The sequence below is a fragment of the Zoogloea dura genome, assembly GCF_012927165.1.
Taxonomy (GTDB): domain Bacteria; phylum Pseudomonadota; class Gammaproteobacteria; order Burkholderiales; family Rhodocyclaceae; genus Zoogloea; species Zoogloea dura.
The window spans coordinates 29,685-50,105 of the sequence record NZ_JABBGA010000007.1 but is presented as its reverse complement, the minus strand read 5'-3'; the positions used below and the strand labels follow the sequence as shown (position 1 = coordinate 50,105).

Below are 20,421 nucleotides of genomic sequence, written 5' to 3'. Positions count from 1 at the left end.
GTGCTCCGCAATGCTCCACCCGCCGGGCCGTCCGCCCGGCTTCCGCCATGACCGAAACCTCCGGCGCCAGCGCATCCGCGCTCCGCGTGCTGTCGCTCATCCCGCCGATGACGCAGCTCAACACGCCCTACCCGTCCACCGCCTACCTCACCGGCTTCCTGCGCAGCCGCGGGGTGGACGCGGTGCAGGACGACCTGGCCCTCAAGCTGGTGCTGGAACTGTTCTCGCCGGCCGGGCTGGATGCCCTGCGGGAGGCCGCGCGGGCGCTTCCGGGCAAGAAACACAGCCCCACCCTGCAGACTTTCGAAGCCGCCTTCGAACGCTATCGGGCCACCGTCGGCCCGGTCATCGCCTTCCTGCAGGGGCGTGACCCGACCCTCGCCCACCGCATCGCCAGCCGCGCCTTTCTGCCTGAGGGGCCGCGCTTTGCGTCGCTGGACGTGTATTACGACCCGGACGGCGGCGACCCGCTGGCCTGGGCCTTCGGCGCCCTCGGCGTGCAGGACAAGGCCCGCCACCTCGCCACCCTGTATCTCAACGATCTGGCCGACGTGCTGCGCGAGGCCGGCGACCCGCGCTTCGAGTTCGTGCGCTACGCCGAATCCCTGGCCATGGCCCAGCCCAGCTTCGAACCGCTGGCCCAGGCTCTCGCCGCCCCGCCGACGCTGGTGGACGAGACCCTGCTGCGCCTCGCCCTGGCCACCGTGGAAGCCCACCGGCCGCGGGTCGTGCTGCTGTCGGTGCCCTTCCCCGGCTCGGTGTACGCGGCCTTCCGCATCGCCCAGGCCATCAAGGCCCACGACCCGTCCATCGTCACCGTGCTGGGCGGCGGTTTCGTCAATACCGAACTGCGGGAGCTCACCGAGCCGCGCGTCTTCGACTATTTCGACTTCATCACCCTGGACGACGGGGAACGCCCCCTGCTGGCCCTGCTCGAGCACCTCGACGGCAGGCGCGGCCGCTCCCGGCTGGTGCGCACCTACCTGCGGGAAGACGGCGCGGTGCGCTACATCAACCTCGCCGAGCCCGACGTGCCCTTCGCCGAGGTCGGCACCCCGACCTGGGATGGCCTGCCCCTCGACGGCTACCTGTCCATCCTCGACATGCTCAACCCGATGCACCGCATGTGGTCGGACGGGCGCTGGAACAAGCTCACCGTGGCCCATGGCTGCTACTGGAAGAAGTGTAGCTTCTGCGACGTGAGCCTCGACTACATCGGGCGCTACGACGCCGCCGGTGCCGAGCTGCTGGTGGACCGCATCGAGGCCATCGTCGCCGAGACCGGCCAGACCGGCTTCCATTTCGTGGATGAAGCCGCCCCGCCCAAGGTGCTCAAGGCCCTCGCCGAAGAGCTGGCCCGGCGCAACCGGGCGATCTCGTGGTGGGGCAACATCCGCTTCGAGAAGTCCTTCAGCCCCGAACTGTGCCAACAGCTCGCCGACAGCGGCTGCATCGCCATCTCCGGCGGGCTGGAGGTGGCTTCCGACCGCCTGCTCTCGCTGATGAAGAAGGGTGTGTCGGTGGACCAGGTGGCGCGCGTCACCAAGGGCTTCAGCGACGCCGGCATCCTGGTGCATGCCTACCTGATGTACGGCTTCCCCACCCAGACCGTGCAGGACACCGTGGATGCGCTGGAATACGTGCGCCAGCTGTTCGACGCCGGCTGCATCCAGTCCGGCTTCTTCCACCGCTTCGTGTGCACGGTGCATTCACCGGTGGGACAGAACCCCGCGGAATACGGCGTCCGCCTCAAGCCCCTGCCGCCGATCAGCTTCGCCAAGAACGACGTCGGCTTCATCGACCCCACCGGGGTGGACCACGACGCCCTCGGCGTAGCCCTCAACAAGGCCCTCTACAACTACATGCACGGCATCGGCCTGGACCAGGACGTGCGCAGCTGGTTCGGTACAAAGGTGCCCCGCCCGCGCGTCCCGAAGAACTTCATCGCCCGCGCGCTGGGGTATTGACGCGCCCCGGGCCCCGCCGCCGGCTGGCCAGCCATCCCAGGCCGGCGCCCAGCAGGCAGGCCAGCGCCCCCGGCTCGGGCACCGTCGTGGCAACGAGGCTGTAGGTGAAGGACTCGAAGCCGTTCAGCGGCGACTGCCCGGTCAGGATCAGGGTCTGACCATCGAAGTCTCCTTCATAGGTGTTGTGGAAGAGGCTCCAGCCCACGCACACCCCCGGGAAGAACACGCAGGCATCGTCGCTGCCGCTGACATGCGTGCCGGCCACCACCCCGGCGAAATCCGGGAACACGAAACCCAGGGCCGCCGCCCCCCCGGCATCGACGACCGCCGAATCGAAGTGGATCAGGGTCATGTCGATGACGTTCGCCGGATCAAAGGGCGAGGGCAGGAAGATCGCCTCCCGGACCACCTCGAAATGGCCCGACAATGAAAAGACCTGCGATGGGGTCGGCACGGAACACTGACCGGACAGATCGCAGATCGGAGGCGCAGTCGAGATGAAGCTCACGGAACTCCGCCCCGGATCGATACGGACCTCGACGGCAGAGGCCGGCGCGCCCAGGGCAAGAAACGTCGATGCAAGCGTGAGCTGGCCAAGCAGGGCAGAGCAACGCGGGGAGATCAGGGATGACATCAGGGGCATATCCATCAGGGGTATGAGCTTTACGCTCGCAGGCAGGGGCTGAACGCAAGATCCCGCCCAGCAATCACCCAAAGGGCATAAATGTATCATGCATTTTGCAAATCCCGGAGCGAACCGGCCACCCGATCCCCTCCCCGGCATGACCGGGCCACGAGATGCCCCTTTAGAATGTCGGCTTTGACCCACAGCCTCCTGCCATGAAGATCAACCTCCTCCCCATCGGCGCCCGCTTCGAATACGAAGGCCAGATCTACACCAAGACCGGCCCCATCACCGCCACCGCCGAGAAGGGCGGCCAGCGCATGATCCCGCGCCACGCGGCGCTGCGCCCGGTGGATGGCTACTCCCCTCCCCCGTCGGACACCGGCACCCGCAAACTCGACGAAAAAGCCGTCCTCGAAGCCTTCGAGACCTACCATGCCATCGCCTTGCGGCTGGCCGAAGGGCTGGGCAAGGCAGAGCTGGAGCAGGCGCGGACGAAGTTCCTGGCGGTGCTGGCGAGCGGACGCGGAACCCTGGCGTGAAGAACGGGACTCAGTCCGTCCTCATCCTTTCGCTGCACGTTCAATGCGTTCCTTCAGATCCTCTGGACAGGATGCACGAAAGGGGCACTCCCTTCATCACACCTCCAGGGAGAAGCCCTCTGGCGGTTACCGGTGCCGAAGCTCATCCCAGTGCAGGTTAGACGCAAAAAAGGCCGGAACCCTTGATTTCTCTGGGCTTGCCGGCCTGCTTTGGACTTCTTCGGAACAGTAATTGGTGCCTTGGGCGAGACTCGAACTCGCACGTCTTGCGACACTACCCCCTCAAGATAGCGTGTCTACCAATTTCACCACCAAGGCATTCTTGCGTCTGACGGCTTCCACTCGGGACACCGTGCTTCCATTGAAGCTGAGACGCAGAAGGGTGCGCATTTTAGCCGAATCTGCGCCAAGGTCAACCCGTTTCAGGCGTAAAGCGGGCCGGACTCAGGCTGCGCCGTTGGGATTGCGGTGTGCCCAGCCGGTCATGCGCTTCTCGACGAGGGCGAAGAGTTCATACATCACCACGCCCATCACGCCGATGACGATCAGGCCGGCAAAGACCAGGGGCATGTTCATGGACGAGCTGGCGGACATCATCAGGTAGCCGATCCCCAGGTTGGAGGCCACCGTCTCGGCGATCACCGAGCCGACGAAGGCCAGGGTGATGGCGACCTTCAGGGACGCAAAGAAATAGGGCATGGCCCGTGGCAGACCGACCTTGCCGAGGATGTCGAGGCGCGAGGCGCCCAGCGAGCGCAGCACGTCCTCCAGCTCGGGCTCCAGGGTGGCCAGGCCGGTGGCGACGTTGACCACCACCGGGAAGAAGGAGATCAGGAAGGCGGTGAGGATGGCCGGCACGGTACCGATGCCGAACCACACCACCAGCACCGGCACGAAGGCCACCTTGGGGATGGAGTTGAAGCCCACCAGCAGCGGGTACATGGCCCGGTAGAGCAGCGGCGAGGAGCCCACCGCCATGCCGATCAGCAGGCCCACCACCACCGCGATGGCGAAACCGGCCAGGGTGGTGAGGAAGGTCTGGGTGGCGTGCATCATGATCGGCTCGAACTGCTCGACGCCCACCTTCCACACCGCGCTGGGCGCCGGCAGCAGGAATTCGGGGATGTCAAAGCCGAGACAGATCAGCTCCCACAGCAGGAACATGGCCGCCACCACCAGCCAGGGCGCGGCTTTCACGAGATTGGGTTGCATCGGATCAGTCCTTTCAGGTGGCGCGCACGCGGCCGATGTGTTCGCGCAGCTCATGCACGTAGCCGGCGAAGGCGTCGGTATAGGTCACGTCCAGGTCGCGGGGACGCGGCAGCTCGATTTCGCGGCGGACCAGGATGCGCCCGGGGCGCTTGCTCATCACGTACACCGTATCGGCGAGGAAGACCGCCTCGCGCAGGTCGTGGGTGACCAAGATCACCGTGAAGGGCTGCAGCTGCCACAGATCGCGCAACATGCACCACAGCTCCTCGCGGGTGAAGGCGTCGAGAGCGCCGAAGGGCTCGTCGAGCATCAGCAGGCGGGGCTGGTGGATCAGCGCCCGGCAGATGGAGGCGCGCTGCTGCATGCCGCCGGACAGCTCCCAGGGGAACTTGTCCTCGAAGCCGGCCAGGCCGACCCGGGCCAGCAACTGGCGCGCTTCCGCCTCGTAGCGGCTGCGCTCCTTCTTGAGGGTGGAGCGGTAGGGCTCGACGATCTCGAGCGGCAGCATCACGTTGTCCAGGGTGGTGCGCCAGGGCAGCAGGTTGGCGTTCTGGAAGGCCATGCCGACGATCTTCAATGGCCCGCCGACCTGGCGGCCATCCACGTACACATAGCCGCCGGACGGCATGCGCAGGCCGGAGATGAGCTTCATGAGGGTGGACTTGCCGCAGCCGGAGGGGCCGACCACCGCCACGAACTCACCCTCGCGGACATCCAGGCTGACATCCTCGATGGCCAGCGCACCACCGGGCGCATAGGCGAGATCGACGTTCTCGAATTTGACGAAGGACATGGGCGCTCCCGGGCCGCCTTACAGGCTGCGCTCTGCCTTGGCGGGCAGGAAGGCCGGGTTGAAGAGTTCCGCAGCGGACGGCACCTTGGGCAGCGCGTAGGCTTCCGCCGTCTCGGCCATGGAGCGCTTGAGGCGTTCCGGGGTCACCGCCCCCAGGCCGATCTGCTTCACCTCCGGCGTCACCACGCTGGACTCGAGCGCCAGCTTGAGGCGGCGGGTTTCCAGGGGCACATCGATCAGCGGGTCGCGTTCCTTCACGGACGGAATGGCGGCCTCGGGCTTGGCGATGGTTTCCTTGAGAGCCTTGTTGAAGGCGCGCAGGAAGCCCTCCACCGCCTTGGGCTTCTCGGCGATCAGCTTGGGGCTGGCGATGATGGCATTGCCGTAGAGCTCCACGCCGTGGTCGGGGTAACGCAGGGCGACGATGTCGGCCGGCTTCACGCCGCGGGCTTCCAGGTTGAGCAGGCTGGTGAAGTAGAAGCCGGTGATGCCGTCCACGTCCCCCCGGGCCAGCAGGGTTTCGCGGATGGCCGGATCCACCGACTGCCACTTCACCGCATCCACCACCAGCCCGTTGGACTTGGCAAAGGCCGGCCAGGCCTTGCGGCCGGCGTCGAAGATGGGCGCGGCAAGCGTCTTGCCCGCCAGGTCGGCCGGCTTGGTGACGCCGCTCTTCTTGAGCACGAAGACCGCCGCCGGGGTGGCGTTGTAGACCATGTAGACCGCCTGGATCCTGGAGCCCGGTGTTTTGGCGTCGTATTCCACCAGCGCATTGAAGTCGGCGAAGCCCATTTCGTAGGCCCCGGTGGCGACCCGGGTCACCGCACCGGCCGAGCCGTTGCCCGCGTCGATGGTCACATCGAGGCCCTCGGCAGCAAAGTAACCTTTGCTCTTGGCCAGCAGGAAGGGCGCAGCCGGGCCTTCGAAGCGCCAGTCGAGGGTGAACTTCAGCTTGACCGGTTCTTCCGCGACAACCGGCGAGGACAGGAAAGGAATGGCGGCGGCGGCAAGACCGGCGGCAAGCAACAGGCGGCGGGAAGCGCTGAAGGGGTGAGGCATGACGGAAGACTCCAGGAGATGAGGGGCGAAAGCCGCAGGTGGGCTGAACACCTGCTTCGCAACCTCCGTGCCAGAGTTCAAGTCATTGTTTTATATGTTGATATTTATGACATTACGCAACAGTGCCAGCACCGGACGGGAAAACCCGCGGTATCCGGCCCGATCAGGCATGAAAATACGCACCCGGGTGGTGCGGGCGACGCTTCCATGCACCCCGCCCGTGCATGCAAAAAACATATACCAATACGTAAAGAGTGTTTATTTTCAAATGGATATACCACCATATGAGTATATCCATTTGGTGATGAAGGATATCGCCAACCCGGAACCACGCTCCTGCTAGATTCGGTTCCATGGCTGTGCCGTGACTTGCTGCGCGGCACCCCGACCGATACTTGCATCGACCAATCAGGAGCTCACCATGAAGTTCTCGCAGAAGAAGTGTCTCGCCGCAGCCACGCTGGCTGTGTCCGCCCTTGCCGCACAGTCCGGTACGGCCCATGCAGCCACCTGGAGCGACACCTCCATCGGCTATCGCTGGGGAGCGAACTTCGCCGAACCCTTCGGCAGAAACGACATTTCCAAGAGCATCGTCAACCTCACCCACGCGAGCGGCTACAAGTACGGCACCAACTTCCTGAACGCCGACGTGCTGATGGCCGACAGCAAGGATCCATCCGCCCCGGGCTCCAAGTCGGGCTCCCAGGAGATCTACATCGTCTACCGCCATACCCTCGATCTGGGCAAGGTGACCGGCAACGACTTCAAGTTCGGCCCGGTGCGCGGCCTCGGCCTGACTGCCGGCTTCGATGTGAACACAAAGAACGACGCCGGCTACAACTCCAAGAAACGCATGATCGTGGCCGGCCCCACGCTGATGATGGATGTGCCGGGCTTCCTCAACGTGGGCCTCTACTACCTGTGGGAAAGCAACGCCCCCTACAGCAAGTTCAGCCACACCCAGACCGACCGCTACAGCTACGATCCGCACCCCATGCTCAACCTGGCCTGGGGCATCCCCTTCAACCTGGGTCCGGTGCCGCTGTCCTTCGAGGGTTTCGCCAATTTCATCGCCGCCAAGGGCAAGAATGAATTTGGTGGCAACACGGCGGCCGAAACCAATATCGACATGCAGGTCATGTACGACGTGAGCCCGCACCTGGGCGCCGCCCCGAAGACCTTCAAGGCCGGCCTGGAATACCAGTACTGGCGCAACAAGTTCGGCAACAATCACAATGGTCCGGCCGGCGACGGAGCCTTCGCCAAGACCACCATGATCCGCGTCGAGTATCACTTCTGAGCATTTCGCCAAGACGTTAAAAAGCCGGCCCGACTTACGTCGGGCCGGCTTTCTCCTTTGCGGGAGCGGAAATCAGCGGGCGGGCGCCAGCTCCGGCTGAATCGCCGGCAGTTCCGGCACCACAACCACCTCGTCTTCCAGCTTGCCGTCGAGGGCCAGGGCCATGCGATCCCGGTCCAGTTCCTTCTCCGAGGCAGACACCACCACGGTGGCCACCGCGTTGCCGATGATGTTGGTCAGGGCACGGGCCTCGCTCATGAAGCGGTCGATACCGAGGATCAGGGCCATGCCGGCCACCGGGATGGTGGGCACCACAGCCAGGGTCGAGGCCAGGGTGATGAAGCCGGCGCCGGTGATGCCGCTGGCGCCCTTGGAGGTAAGCATCGCCACTACCAGGATGGTCAGCTCCTGGGTCAAGGTCAGTTCGGTGTTGGTGGCCTGGGCGATGAACAGGGCGGCCATGGTCATGTAGATGTTGGTGCCATCCAGATTGAAGGAGTAGCCGGTGGGGACCACCAGGCCGACCACGGAGCGGCCGCAACCCATCTTCTCGAGCTTGGCCATCAGGCGGGGCAGGGCCGACTCGGAGGAGCTGGTGCCCAGCACGATCAGCAGCTCTTCACGGATGTACTTGACGAATTTCCAGATGCTGAAGCCGGTGTAGCGGGCAATCGCACCCAGCACGACAAAGATGAAGAGACCGCAGGTGATGTAGAAGGAGCCCATCAGCTTGGCCATCGGCACCAGGGAGCCGACGCCGTACTTGCCGATGGTGAAGGCCATGGCACCGAAGGCGCCCAGCGGGGCCAGCTTCATGACGGTATTGACGATGCCGAACATCACGTGGGAGATCTGCTCCACGAAGTCGAACACCGGCTTGCCCTTCTCACCCATGGCGGCCAGCGAGAAGCCGAACAGGATGGCCAGCAGCAGCACCTGCAGGATGTCGCCCTTGGCAAACGCATCCACGAAGGTGGAGGGGATGATGTTGAGCACGAACTCGGTGGTGCTCTGAGCGTGGGCCTTGGCCGTGAAGCTCTCGATGGACTTGGCGTCCAGGTGGGTCACGTCGGCGTTGAAGCCGGCACCGGGCTGGGCCACGTTGGCCACCAGCAGACCGATGGCGAGGGCCAGGGTGGAGACGATCTCGAAGTACAGCAGCGCCTTGCCGCCGACCCGGCCGACCTTCTTCATGTCCTGCATGCCGGCAATGCCGTGCACCACGGTGCAGAAGATCACCGGGGCGATGATCATCTTGACCAGCTTGATGAAACCGTCACCCAGGGGCTTCAGGTCCACCCCCAGCTTGGGCTCGAAATACCCCAGCAGCACGCCGCAGGCGATGGCGAACAGCACCTGTACGTAAAGTACCTTGTAAAACGGCTTTTTCATGACGGTTCATCTCCGGTGGTATGTGGCTATGGACTGGAGATTAGGCCCATCACCGGAGCACCGAAATTGTGTGCTCCCCCATTGTGGACGGCCCTATTGTGGAAAGCCGTAACACGGGGAGAAGCAGGAAGACACAGGCTCAGCCGGGCACCTCCACCGCCAGCCGGCGGACCAGCTCGATGCCATACGCATCGATGCGGGCACCCAGCGCAAGCACCTCCACGCCCGTCGCGAGGGCCGCCCGCAGAGCCCGGCCATAGTCGGGATCGATATGATCGGCGGGCCGCACGCCGTCCACGTCGGTGCGTTGCACGCAGAACACCAGCACCGCCCGGTGGCCGGCCGCCACCATGGCCGACATCTCGCGCAGGTGCTTGGCGCCGCGGGTGGTCACCGCATCGGGGAAGTAGCCGATCCGCCCCTCCACCGCCGCCGTGACGTTCTTCACCTCCACGTAGCAGTCCGGGCGCCCTGCGGCCTGCAGCAGCAGGTCGATGCGGCTGCCCTCGCCGTACGTCACCTCGGGACGGATGCCTGTGTAGCCGGCCAGCTCCGGCACCTGGCCGGCCTCGATGGCTTCGCGCACCAGGCCGTTGCTGCGCCCGGTGTGCACGCCCACCGTCACGCCGGGGGCGACTTCGACCAGTTCCCAGGTCCAGGGCAGCTTGCGGGCCGGGTTGTCGGCGGGCGACAGCCACACCCGGCTGCCGGGCTCCTTGCAACCCAGCATGGAACCCGTATTCGGGCAGTGCGCGGTGACGACCCGCCCGTCGGGCAGGCTGACATCGGCCAGGAAGCGCTGGTAGCGCCGCAGCAGCAGGCCTTCCACGAGGGGAACGGTGAATTTCATGGCACGCCCGGACTCAGGCCTCGACCGCCAGCTCGCCGCCCAGGCGGGCCGCCAGCTTGTCGGCGGACAACAGCAGCAACAGGCCGCCGCCCAGCCCGCCATCGGTCTTGACGATGCTGTCCACCAGGCTCGCGCTGCCCTGGAAGAGGCCGGCCACCGGCTGGATCAGGGACACCGGCACCTCCGGGATCTCGCCCAGCTCATCCACCAGCAAGCCCAGCAGCTGGCCGTTGGTGGCCCCCTTGACGATCACGATCTGGCTCGCTGCGCCGTTGGGCGCGCCATTCACGTAGTCGCGCAGATCCACCACCATGATCGGGTCGCCCTCGTACATCACACAGCCCCGCACATGGGCCGGCAAGCCCGGCAGGCTGGTGATGCGCTGCACGTCGATGGACTCGACGATGTCACCGGAGTGCATGCCGTACCAGTTACCGCCGATATGGAAGGTGGCCAGCTCGACGCTCACCTCGTCGGGCTTGCCCTGCAGACGGCTGGCCGCGCTGCGGCGAACCGGCGCGGCATGGGCAACGGCTGCCTCGTCCGCATCGGTCAGGGGAATCAGCATCAGCGCCAGCACGTCATTGCGGTAGGCATCGTCGGGTCCCTTGTATTCCCGGTAGCCCGCCGACATGCGTGCCGCCACGGCATGCAACCGGCCGTCATGGGCGACGATGCCGCTGTAGGACGCGCCGGGCGCCAGGGCGAAACAGGCCTCCGGCAAGGCCAGCGGCGTGCCCGCCGGCAGGCTCGGATCGGAGGCGGCGATCACCCGGCCGTCGCTGCCGGCGAAGATGGCCACGCCCGCATGGGGATCATCCGGCGCCGCCTGCGGCAGGGAGTCGCTGAGCATGGCCGCGAGCTGAGGCGCCGCATCAAAGACAATGGCGATGCCGCCGACCACCTGGTGGGTATGCACCGGGTGGCGCACGGCGGCACCGTAGATGTAGGTGGGCCGCCCCCCGTACAGGGGCGTCGGGGCAAAGGCCGACACGCAATAAGCCTGCGGGTTGTCGAGCATCAGGGTGCGACGCACCCACTCCTCCTCGAGTGTCTGGCCGACCAGGGCCTCACTGTCCGGGCTGGACACCGCCAGCACCGTGCCAACTTCGTCGAACAGGATCAGGTTGGTATACACCGTGTACAGGCTGTTGATGGTGCGCAGGATGGGGCTCAGGCGGCGGGCCGCCTCGGCGCCGGCCATGCCCGCCGCCAGGGCTTCCCGGAAGGCGGTGGTCAGCGCCCACCAGCGGCAGTCGTTGGCCCGCTCGTAGAGGTTGCGGTCCATGATGTCGATGGCCAGCGCGGCCCGCCCGGCACAGTCGCGCAGGATGGTGGACACCACCGTCTCGTGCAGATTGGCGATCGAGCGCTCGAAGATGTCCTTGGTGCGCACGCCGGTGTTGCTGATCTCCCACAGCAGGGTCTTCGAGAAGGACGCGTTGATGCCTTGGGCCGCCTTCCCCTGGCGGCTCTGCCGCACATTGCCGTTCCACACCGCGCGGTTGAGCTCCCTCTGGATCGCGTCGGCCTGCCGCGGGATCAGCTGGAGGGCCTCGGAGAACAGCGCCGGGCTCTCCATCACCTGGGCCAGCACGGGCGCCGGGACGTTCTCCAGGGCCCGCACCGCGGGGGCCTCGAAGGCGTACTCGAGGGGCACCATCACGTGGCCGCGCCAGCCGGGGCCGAAGTAGCCCTGGTAGCCCCGCGTCGCCCGGGTGGCGGCCATGTATTCGCGTCCGGCAAAGCGGATGATGCGGCAGGACGAATCGTCGCAGGTCTCAAGCGGTGCCCCGACCGGGACCTGCCAGGGGTCGCTGGAGGCCAGCACCCGGCCGGCGTCGTCGAGCACGGTGATCACGCTCCAGTCGTCGCCGGCGCGCAGGTTGCGGAAGATTCCCTCGCATTCGTTGGCAAAGCGGAACACCAGGCACAGCACCCCCGCCGCCCCGCCACCACCGGGCGGGCAGACGCGCCAGGCGTAGATCAGGGCCGGGCCGGCGCCGGGCTGCAGGTCGGTGGGGCCGTAGCGCTCCACGTAGGCGGCATCGGCGGTCAGCGCCTCGCGGATCAGCGGATCAGCGGAATGTTCAACCGGGTGGGCCTCGTCCAGCTGGCACAGCACGCTGCCATGGCGGTCGAGGAGCAGGATGTCCGAATACACCGAGTACTTGGCCACGTATTCCTGGAAGCGCGCCAGGATGCGCTGGCGGTCGCTCACCTGGCCGGCGCTGGCCGCTTCCACAAAGGCACACAGATCGCTGTCGGTGGCCAGGAAGCCAATGTCGGCGGTACGCTCGAAGAGGTTGCGGATCAGGATGTCGATGCTCACCTGGGCCCGCGAGCCCAGGTCTTCAGCCACCTTGCGGCGCGACTCGGTGGCCAGGCTGTTGAGCAGGGTGCCGGTGAGCTGGGCGAAGGCCGCCCGCATGCCGGTGATCTCGGTGCCGGTGCCCGACAGCTGGCCGAGCACCGTCAGGTTGTCCCACACCGCCTGGAGCGACTGCAGGGACTCCCGGTAGGTTTCCACCTCGACCATATGGCGGACGATGCGCGCCAGGTCGCCATCGAAATCCACGCCCTTCCAGCTTGCCATTGTTCGGTTCTCCATCGGGAATACAAGGTCAGCAAAACATTACGGCGGGCACCCTTCGAGGTTTAGTCTCCGGAAAAAATAATTTCTGCAGCGCAACAATTCAACCGGTGCGCCTCCCCGGCAAGGGCGCATCGCCGTATCATGCGGACAAGATCCAGACGGAATGCGGCTCTCGGGCCCATACCGCGCTGCCGCCACCTGCCATCCACCAAGACGAGCCATGCGCGAATCCAGCTCCGCAGCAGCTTCCAAATTGCCCGACTACCTGCGGGACACCTACACCTGGGCCTACCTGGATCACCGGACCGTGCCCTGGCTGGACAGCCCGGTGGTGGTGTCCGCCATTCTGTGGGGTAATGCCTCGCGGCTGATGAACCGGGCCGTGGCGGAATTCGAGCCGGGCCAGCGTGTCCTGCAGGCCGCCGCGGTGTATGGCGATTTTTCCCAGCGGCTGGCGCGCCGGCTGGGCGACAGCGGCCAACTGACAGTGCTCGACGTAGCCCCGATCCAGATCGCCAACACCCGGCGCAAGCTGGCCGGCTGGCCCCACGCCAGCGCCCACGTGGCCGACCTGGCCGAGCCGGTGGGCGAAGTCTTCAACGCGGTGTGCTGCTTCTTCCTGCTCCACGAAGTACCGTCCCACGCCCGCCGCCTCATCGTCAGCAACCTCCTCGACGCGGTGGAACCGGGCGGCCGGATCGTCTTCGTGGACTACCACCAGCCGCGCTGGTGGCACCCCATGCGGCCGGTGATGGCCATGGTCTTCCGCTACCTGGAGCCCTTCGCCAACTCCCTGCTGGCCGACTCCATCGACCGCCTGGTGCCGGAATGCGCCGCCTTCGAATGGCACAAGGAAACCTACTTCGGCGGCCTGTACCAGAAGGTGGTCGGCGTACGCCGCAGTGCCTGAGGGACAGGCAGGAGCGGGCTCAGCCGCTCGCGGACTCCGATCCTGCGGGCGGCTGAAGAGGGTGTTGTACAGCTTGTCTTGGTGGTCACACTGCGTTTGTGCCTTTGCTGGCCGGCTTTCCGTTGTTTTACGTTGGATTGGCCGGGAATTCGCCCCGGCGGGCGACCCCTTTCTTTGCGTCGCCAAAGAAAGGGGGAAAGAAAGGCGACCCGGCTTCCCCGGTCGTCCGCTGCGCGGACGACTCCCCTGCGCTGCTCGCATCGGGCGGCCGACGCGGAACTCGTCGGCTGCGCCTCCTCAAACAGCCGCGCCGGAAAGCCCCGCCCGCTGCTGCGCTGCTCGGCGGGTCAGAACGGGCTTTCAGCAAGCACCGAGCCTCTGCGGAAAGACCGGTGGCTGCGAGACGCTGGGGTTTTGCTTGTGCGTTGATCATCAAGCTCTGCTTCAGCAAACGCGCGGTGTTTGCGAAAAGCCCGTTCCGACCCGCCGAGCAGCGGAACGGCAGGCGGGGAAGTCCGGCGCGGCTGTCTGAGCCCGCAGGGCGAGTTCCGCGCCGGCCGCCTGCCGTGAGCAGCGCAGGGGAGTCATTCGCGTAAGCGAATGACCGGGGAGGCGGGTCGCCTTCTTTGCCTTCTTTCTTGGCGAAGCAAGAAAGAAGGTCGCCCGCCGGGGCGAATTCCCGGCCAATTCAAGGCGGAAAAAATGAAAGCCGCCCAGTAAAGGCACACCAGCTCGAACACAAAGTGCTGACCGCATTCCCCCACAGCCCTCGGCGAGGATCTCCACCGCCTCTTTTTTGATCGCCAGCGACGCAGCGATCAGCCTCGTCGCCCTGAAAAAGGGCGATCGAGGGTCGACGTCGATGCTCCGGGAGCCGACGGCGGGCCTCCGCAGGTCTCCTGGGGCCCTGCAACGCCCCTGCATCCCTCAGCCCAGCCGGTCGAGGCAGGCCGCGATGGCGGGCAGGCCTTCGCGGATGGCGGCGGGGCCGGGTGCCAGCAGGATCGCCGACTTGATCTCGTAGACGTGCCCGTCGCGCACTGCCGGCACCGCGTCCCAGCCCGGGCGGGCGGTGACGTGGCCGGGCTGGAAGTGCTTGCCGCACCAGGAGCCGATGACCAGCTCGGGCGCCCGCGGAATCACCACCGCAGGGTCGGCCAGGATGCGGTCGCGGGCATTGGGATGCACCGACAGCTCACCGAAGCAGTCCTCGCCGCCGGCGATCCCGATCAGCTCCGAGACCCAGCGGATGCCGGTGATCAACGGCTCGTTCCACTCCTCGAAGTACACCCACGGACGGCGCCCCAGGCGGGCGACCCGAGCCTCGCCCTCGGCACGGATCCGGGCGATGCTCTGCTCCAGCCCGGCCACCAGCGCCAGCGCCCGGGCTTCGGCCCCCACCAGGCGGCCGACGGTTTCGATCATGGCCAGGATGCCATCGACGCTGCGGTGGTTGAACACATGCACGGCCACGCCGGCCTTGACCAGGTCACGGGCAATCTCGCCCTGCAGATCGGAAAAGGCCAGCACCAGATCCGGCTCGACGGCCAGGATGCGCTCGATCTTCGCGCTGGAGAAGCCGCTGACCTTGGGCTTCTCCTTGCGGGCCCGCGGCGGGTGGGTGGTGAAGCCGGAGATGCCGGCGATGCGCGCCTCCTCGCCCAGCAGGTAGAGCACTTCGACCGTTTCGGTGGACAGGCAGACGATGCGCCGGGGCAGACGGGACATGGCGGTTCTCTATCGGAAGATCAGCGGGGTCAGTGGGGTCAGTGGGATCAGCGGGATCAGCGGGGGAAGGGGGCCGGGCAGGCGCTCCGCTCGAGCGCCGGGTTGCACAGCTGCACCTTGGCCAGGAAGGCTTCGGCGGCCTCGCGGGGTTGGCGGCTGGCGCGGCGCACGGCCTCCGCCGAATCGGACGGCAGACGCCAGGCCCGCTGCACCACGTAGAGCCAGTCGGGGCCTTCGATGGCCTTGACCACCGCCATCTCGGCGTAATTGGTGCCGGGCACCTGCGGGCACAGCAGGTAGGTGCCCGCCACCACGCCGTGGGACGCATTGCTGCCCGGCGGCTGGAGATCCACCTCGCCGGCGGGCACGCCGCAGCGAGCAGCCCGCGCCTTCTGCATGCCCTCCAGCAGCGCCACGGCCTGACCGTTGCCGCTCACCCGGGGAAGGCCCTGCACCGACACCAGCTGGGTCCAGTCCTGCAGGGTTTCACCCAAGGGCGCGAAATCCGCCAACCAGCCCCGGCCATCGCTGCGATTGGCCACCGGCAGCGTATCGGGCGGCAGCGGCAGATTGAGCCAGCGCGCCTTGCCGCCGGCCTCCTCGGCACGCCGGGCCTCGGCCAGCTCGCGCAGGCGCCGGTAGGGCGGGTCCAGCTCGGCCTGGAAGTCGGCGCCCTTGGCATCGACCACCACCAGCCGCGACGCCCCTTTCTCGAAACGGTACCACACGTCATAACGCAGGGCCTTGCCGCAGGCTTCGACCTCCCATGACTCCAGCGCGTGGTGGGTCGGCCGGGCACCGCCCTCGATGAGGTCCGGCGCCGCCTGAACGGTGTCGATGACCCGCAGCTCCCGGCAGGCCGGCGTGGCACGCTCCTGCAGGCCCTTGATCCAGTCGATCACCTTGCCCTGGGCGGCGGCCGGCCGCCAGGCGCCGGCAAACCCGGGCACCTGACGCTGGTCGGCCGGGATCGCCGCCACCTGGCCGATGCGCGTCAGCGTCTCGCCGGGCAAGGGGCCCGCCTCGGCGGCAGCGCCAGGCAGGGCCAGGGCAAGCAGCAGCAGGGACAGACCCGGCCCGCGCCTCATCGCCGCTCCCGGGCTTCTTCGAGCTGGCCGCAGAGGCGCTCGGCGCCATCCAGGATGCGCGGCGTGTGGCGCTGGATCTGGTCCGGCGGGATGAAGAAGAGGTTGCCGCGGGCCACCGCCGGCAGCTTGGTCCATTTGCGCCAGTCATCCAGCCACTCCGGGCGCGCCTCGCCCATCCCGCTGGCCACGATGGCCTCGGGCTGGGCCGCCAGCACGGCCTCCACGTCGATGGCCGGGGCCAGCACCGGCAGCTTGGCAAAGACGTTCTCGCCGCCGCACAGGCGCATCACGTCGGCGATCAGGTGCTCGCCGTTGATGGTCATCAGGGGACGGTTCCAGATCTCGTAGAAGGTGCGCACCTTGGGCCGCGCCGAGTACCGGGCGGCCAGCGCCGCGTAACGCTCGCGGAAGGCCTTGGCGGCTGGCTCGGCGACAGCCTCGGTGCCGGCAAGGCGGCCGAACTGGGACAGGCTGCGGGCCACGTCGTCGATCTTGCGTGGCTCGTTGATGAAGACCGGGATGCCCAGCCCGCGCAGCTTGTCGAGGTGGGCGTCGCGGTTGCCGCTCTTCCAGGCCACCACCAGGTCGGGCTTGAGGGCCACCACCTTTTCCATGTCCACCGCGGTGTAGCTGCCGACCCGCGCCACCTTCTTCGCGGCCTCCGGGTAGTCGCTGTACTGCACCGCCCCGACCACCCGCTCGCCCGCGCCGGCCGCATACAGCAGCTCGGTGACATGGGGCGCCAGGCTGACGATGCGGCGGGCCGGCTGGGCAAGGTGGACGGGCTTCCCCTGGTCGTCGGTCAGGTCCACATCGGCCCGGGCAAGGCCACTGAAAACAAGAAGGCTGAAGGCGAGGTGGCGCAGGCGCATGGAAGGCTGTCTCACAGTCGGGCGAGGGCCGCCTGCAGGCGGCTCCATTCGGTTTCGGAACCCGGCAGGCCAAAGCGCAGGCCGGCGGGGGAGGTAAACAGGCGGGTCAGGATGCCCTGCTCCGCCAGGCGCGCGTGGATGTCCGCGGCGGCGGGCGTTGGACGCCACTGGAACAGGGCCGTTCCCGCTCCGCCGGTCAGGCCGTGGCGGTCCAGCAGGGCCGCCAGGCGCCGACTTCCGGCCTGTAGCTGCTCCCGCGCGGCGGCCTGCCAGGCCCGGTCGGCGAGGGCCACGGTGGCCACCACCCGGGCCGGGCCGGAGATCGGCCATGGCCCCAGGCGTTCAGCCAGTGCCGCCAGCAGCTCCGGTTCGGCAAAGACAAAGCCGACCCGCGCCCCGGCCAGGCCGAAGAACTTGCCCAGCGAACGTAGCACCACCAGGCCGGGCGTGCCGGCCAGGGGCACCAGGCTGTCAGCGGGCTCGGCATCGAGGAAGGCTTCGTCAACGATCAGGCGGCCACCACGGGCCGCCAGGCGGGCCCGCCAGTCGAGCAGCTGCTCGCGGGGGAAACGCTGGCCGTCAGGGTTGTTGGGCTGCACCAGCAGCACGGTGTCTGCGTCCGTCACCGCCGCATCCATCCCGGCGGCGGGCAGCGCGACGAGCTGATGATCACGCCAGGCGTGGGGATGCTCGGCGTAGGTGGGCGCGAGGGTCAGCACCCGCCCCGCCGAAAAGCAGGCCGGCAGAGCCTGGATCGCCGCCTGGGAGCCCGCCACCGGCAGCAGCAGCGGGCTGCCATAGAAGGCCGCAGCCGCCTCGGCCAGGCCGTCGTCGTCCTCCGGCAGGCGCTGCCAGGCCTCGGCCGGCACGGCCGGCAGCGGGCAGGCGAAGGGGTTGATGCCGGTGGACAGATCCACCCAGTCGGCCAGCGGAATGGCGTACTGCTGCGCCGCCCGGCGCAGTCGCCCGCCGTGCTCAAGCATGGATGAAGGCGCTCGCCGCAGCCACCGCCAGCAACCACAGCCAGACGCTGTTATTGACCAGCGCCAGGGCCTTGTCGATGTCGCCAGCCTTGGCCGGGGCACCCTCGCCCAGCGGCGGACGGGTTTCCAGGCGGCCGTGGTAGACCGCCGGGCCGCCGAGGCAGACGTCCAGCGCCCCGGCGCCGGAAGCCATCACCGGGCCGGCATTGGGGCTGTCCCAGGCCGGCGCCTGGGTGCGCCAGCAGTGCAGGGCCCGCGCGGTGTGGCCAAGCAGGGCGTAGCTGAGCGCCGTGAGGCGGGCCGGGATGAAGTTGAGCACGTCATCGATGCGCGCCGCGGCCCAGCCGAAGCGCAGGTAACGCTCGGTGCGGTAGCCCCACATCGCATCCAGGGTGTTGGCCAGGCGGAACAGCAGCGCCCCCGGCCCACCCAGCAGGGCGAACCACAGCAGGGCCCCGAAGATGGCGTCGTTGCCGTTCTCCAACACCGACTCGACGGTGGCCTTGGCCACGCCGGATTCATCCAGGCCGGCGGTATCCCGCGAGACGATCCAGGACAGGCGCTCCCGCGCACCGGCCAGGTCGCCGGCGGCCAGCGGCACGGCTACCGCCCGGGCATGCTCGGCCAGGCTGCGCTTGCCGAGGGCGAAGTACAGCAGGCCCACATCCAGCGCCAGAGCCAACCAGCCGCCCTCCGCATGCACGGAGCCGGCCAGCGCCACCCAGGGCAATACGGCGACGCTCCAGGCCAGCAGGCCCGCCGCCCGATTGCTGCCGAGGCGCCGCAGCAGGCGTTCGACGGCTGCCGCATAGCGGCCAAAGCCCACCAGTGGATGGAAGCGCCGGGGTTCGCCCAGCAGGCGGTCGAGAAGCAGGCCGAGGGCCATGGGCATGGCGATCGGGAACAGGGCGGCGAGAAGCAGGACGAGCATGGGATAATCAGAAACTTTTTTGCACCCTGGATTGTAAGTCATGCGTCAAGCCCGCACCCTGATGGTTCAGGGCACCACCTCCGATGCCGGCAAGAGCACCCTGGTCGCCGGCCTGGCCCGCCTGCTCAAGCGGCGCGGCGTGCAGGTGGCCCCCTTCAAGCCGCAGAACATGGCGCTCAACTCCGCGGTGACGGTGGACGGTGGCGAAATCGGCCGCGCCCAGGCCCTGCAGGCGATTGCCGCCGGCCTCGAACCGCACACCGACATGAACCCGGTGCTGCTCAAGCCCTCCAGCGACATCGGCGCCCAGGTCATCATCCACGGCCACCCCGTGGCCAACCTGTCGGCGCGGGACTACCACGACTACAAGCCCCGGGCGATGGCCGCCGTGCTCGAGAGCTACGGCCGCCTGGCCGACGCCTACGAGGCCGTGCTCGTCGAAGGCGCCGGCAGCCCGGCCGAGATCAACCTGCGCGACCGGGACATCGCCAACATGGGCTTCGCCGAGGAGGTGGACTGCCCGGTGATCCTGGTCGCCGACATCGACCGCGGCGGCGTCTTCGCCCACCTTGTAGGCACCCTGGAGCTGCTCTCCCCCTCCGAGCAGGCCCGCGTGAAGGGTTTTGTGATCAATCGCTTCCGCGGCGACATCGGCCTGCTGCAGTCGGGCCTGGACTGGCTGGAGGCACGCACCGGGCGCCCGGTGCTGGGCGTACTGCCCTATCTGCACGGCCTGTTCCTCGACGCCGAGGACGCCCTCGCCGACGCCCGCGCCGAGAAAGGCGAGGCCCGCCTGCGGGTGGTCGCCCCGGTGTATCCGCGCATTTCAAACCACACCGACCTGGACGCCCTGCGCCTGCACCCCCAGGTGGACTTCAGCTGGGTCGGCCCCGGCCAGGCCATCCCGCCCGCCGACCTGATCGTGCTGCCCGGCTCCAAGGCCGTCCAGGCCGACCTGGCCTGGCTGCGCGCCCAGGGCTGGGACGAGGCCCTCCGGCGCCACCTGCGCTACGGCGGCAAGCTGGTTGCCATCTGCGGCGGCTACCAGATGCTGGGCCGCCAGCTGCACGACCCCCTGGGCCTCGAAGGCCGCCCCGCCAGCGTCGCCGGCCTGGGCCTGATCGACGCCGAAACCGTGCTGGAAGCCGAGAAACAGCTGGTCAACGTCACCGGCACCCTCCAGCTGCCCGGCCAGCCGACCGTCCAGGGCTACGAGATCCACATGGGAGTCACCCGCGGCCCGGCCCTGGAACAGCCCAGCGCCCTGCTCGGCAGCACTCTACGGGCCGACGGCGTGCTGAGCGCAGACGGGCAGATCCTCGGCACCTATGTGCATGGCGTGTTCGACCACCCGGACGCCCTGGCCGCCCTGCTCGCCTGGGCCGGTGTTAACGACGCAGTCCGGGTCGACCTGTCCGCCCGCCGCGAAGCCGACCTCGACCGCCTCGCCGACAGCCTGGAAACCAGCCTGCACCTGGATCGGCTGGCCGACTGCTTCGGTCCCGGCGCGGCCTCCAGCGCCTTGCGGACGTCATCTGCCACCGGGCTCCCTTGACCGCACCCCCTGCCCCTC

Annotated in this window: 17 protein-coding genes and 1 tRNA gene; 5 read left to right on the top strand and 13 right to left on the bottom strand. The window is 67.8% G+C overall.

Features of this window, described 5'->3' with window-relative positions; translation table 11 throughout:
* Nucleotides 1-47: 47 nt before the first annotated feature.
* Nucleotides 48-1,967, top strand: a complete 1,920-nt coding sequence (locus tag HHL15_RS10610; protein WP_169145737.1) for a B12-binding domain-containing radical SAM protein — start codon at nt 48-50, stop codon at nt 1,965-1,967.
* Here HHL15_RS10610 and HHL15_RS10605 read toward each other — a convergent pair.
* Nucleotides 1,942-2,601 carry a PEP-CTERM sorting domain-containing protein gene (locus tag HHL15_RS10605; protein ID WP_169145736.1) on the bottom strand — a complete coding sequence of 220 codons (660 nt, stop codon included), beginning with the start codon at nt 2,599-2,601 and terminating at the stop codon, nt 1,942-1,944. The genes HHL15_RS10610 and HHL15_RS10605 overlap by 26 nt on opposite strands.
* Nucleotides 2,602-2,807: 206 nt before the next feature.
* Here HHL15_RS10605 and HHL15_RS10600 point away from each other — a divergent pair, with 206 nt between their 5' ends.
* A complete protein-coding gene (locus HHL15_RS10600) occupies nt 2,808-3,134 on the top strand; it encodes a hypothetical protein (RefSeq protein ID WP_169145735.1) in 327 nt (108 codons plus the stop codon).
* A gap of 233 nt (nt 3,135-3,367) precedes the next feature.
* On the opposite strand, the gene HHL15_RS10595 is transcribed toward HHL15_RS10600, so the two are convergent.
* The 4 genes from HHL15_RS10595 to HHL15_RS10580 all read right to left on the bottom strand — a co-directional run bounded on the left by HHL15_RS10595 (nt 3,368) and on the right by HHL15_RS10580 (nt 6,198).
* A tRNA-Leu gene (locus tag HHL15_RS10595) sits at nt 3,368-3,452 on the bottom strand.
* 126 nt (nt 3,453-3,578) lie between these two features.
* Entirely contained in the window at nt 3,579-4,346 is a 768-nt protein-coding gene (locus HHL15_RS10590) for an ABC transporter permease (protein ID WP_206198710.1), read from the bottom strand.
* Nucleotides 4,347-4,359: 13 nt separating this feature from the next.
* Nucleotides 4,360-5,139, bottom strand: a complete 780-nt coding sequence (locus HHL15_RS10585) for an ABC transporter ATP-binding protein (RefSeq protein ID WP_169145733.1) — start codon at nt 5,137-5,139, stop codon at nt 4,360-4,362.
* 18 nt (nt 5,140-5,157) lie between these two features.
* Complete coding sequence (locus tag HHL15_RS10580) at nt 5,158-6,198, bottom strand: ABC transporter substrate-binding protein (RefSeq protein ID WP_169145732.1); 1,041 nt, start codon at nt 6,196-6,198, stop codon at nt 5,158-5,160.
* Between the two features lie 421 nt (nt 6,199-6,619).
* On the opposite strand from HHL15_RS10580, the gene HHL15_RS10575 reads away from it, so the two are divergent.
* Nucleotides 6,620-7,498: an outer envelope protein gene (locus HHL15_RS10575; protein WP_169145731.1), complete on the top strand. Its 879-nt coding sequence runs from the start codon at nt 6,620-6,622 to the stop codon at nt 7,496-7,498.
* Between the two features lie 72 nt (nt 7,499-7,570).
* Here the strand turns inward: HHL15_RS10575 and HHL15_RS10570 are convergent, their stop codons facing one another.
* The 3 genes from HHL15_RS10570 to HHL15_RS10560 all read right to left on the bottom strand — a co-directional run bounded on the left by HHL15_RS10570 (nt 7,571) and on the right by HHL15_RS10560 (nt 12,336).
* A complete protein-coding gene (locus HHL15_RS10570) occupies nt 7,571-8,890 on the bottom strand; it encodes a dicarboxylate/amino acid:cation symporter (protein WP_169145730.1) in 1,320 nt (439 codons plus the stop codon).
* 139 nt (nt 8,891-9,029) lie between these two features.
* On the bottom strand, nt 9,030-9,740 hold the full coding sequence (gene sfsA, locus HHL15_RS10565) for a DNA/RNA nuclease SfsA (RefSeq protein ID WP_169145729.1): 711 nt from the start codon (nt 9,738-9,740) through the stop codon (nt 9,030-9,032).
* Between the two features lie 13 nt (nt 9,741-9,753).
* A complete protein-coding gene (locus HHL15_RS10560) occupies nt 9,754-12,336 on the bottom strand; it encodes a chemotaxis protein CheW (RefSeq protein WP_169145728.1) in 2,583 nt (860 codons plus the stop codon).
* A 220-nt stretch (nt 12,337-12,556) separates the two neighbouring features.
* Here HHL15_RS10560 and rquA point away from each other — a divergent pair, with 220 nt between their 5' ends.
* Complete coding sequence (rquA, locus tag HHL15_RS10555; RefSeq protein ID WP_169145727.1) at nt 12,557-13,246, top strand: rhodoquinone biosynthesis methyltransferase RquA; 690 nt, start codon at nt 12,557-12,559, stop codon at nt 13,244-13,246.
* Nucleotides 13,247-14,173: 927 nt separating this feature from the next.
* Here the strand turns inward: rquA and HHL15_RS10550 are convergent.
* From HHL15_RS10550 to cbiB, 5 genes are read right to left on the bottom strand one after another with little or no spacing between them, the layout of a single operon-like run.
* On the bottom strand, nt 14,174-14,974 hold the full coding sequence (locus HHL15_RS10550) for a cobalamin-binding protein (RefSeq protein ID WP_169145726.1): 801 nt from the start codon (nt 14,972-14,974) through the stop codon (nt 14,174-14,176).
* Nucleotides 14,975-15,030: 56 nt separating this feature from the next.
* Nucleotides 15,031-16,062: a hypothetical protein gene (locus HHL15_RS10545; protein ID WP_169145725.1), complete on the bottom strand. Its 1,032-nt coding sequence runs from the start codon at nt 16,060-16,062 to the stop codon at nt 15,031-15,033.
* Nucleotides 16,059-16,934 carry a cobalamin-binding protein gene (locus tag HHL15_RS10540; protein WP_169145724.1) on the bottom strand — a complete coding sequence of 292 codons (876 nt, stop codon included), beginning with the start codon at nt 16,932-16,934 and terminating at the stop codon, nt 16,059-16,061. Before HHL15_RS10540 ends, HHL15_RS10545 begins: the two co-directional genes overlap by 4 nt.
* An 11-nt stretch (nt 16,935-16,945) precedes the next feature.
* Nucleotides 16,946-17,917, bottom strand: coding sequence for a threonine-phosphate decarboxylase CobD (cobD, locus tag HHL15_RS10535; protein ID WP_169145723.1), 972 nt, complete (start codon nt 17,915-17,917; stop codon nt 16,946-16,948).
* Nucleotides 17,910-18,848: an adenosylcobinamide-phosphate synthase CbiB gene (cbiB, locus tag HHL15_RS10530; protein WP_206198709.1), complete on the bottom strand. Its 939-nt coding sequence runs from the start codon at nt 18,846-18,848 to the stop codon at nt 17,910-17,912. The genes cobD and cbiB overlap by 8 nt, the downstream gene beginning before the upstream one ends.
* A gap of 40 nt (nt 18,849-18,888) precedes the next feature.
* Here cbiB and HHL15_RS10525 point away from each other — a divergent pair, with 40 nt between their 5' ends.
* A complete protein-coding gene (locus tag HHL15_RS10525) occupies nt 18,889-20,403 on the top strand; it encodes a cobyric acid synthase (protein WP_169145722.1) in 1,515 nt (504 codons plus the stop codon).
* Nucleotides 20,404-20,421 lie beyond the last annotated feature (18 nt).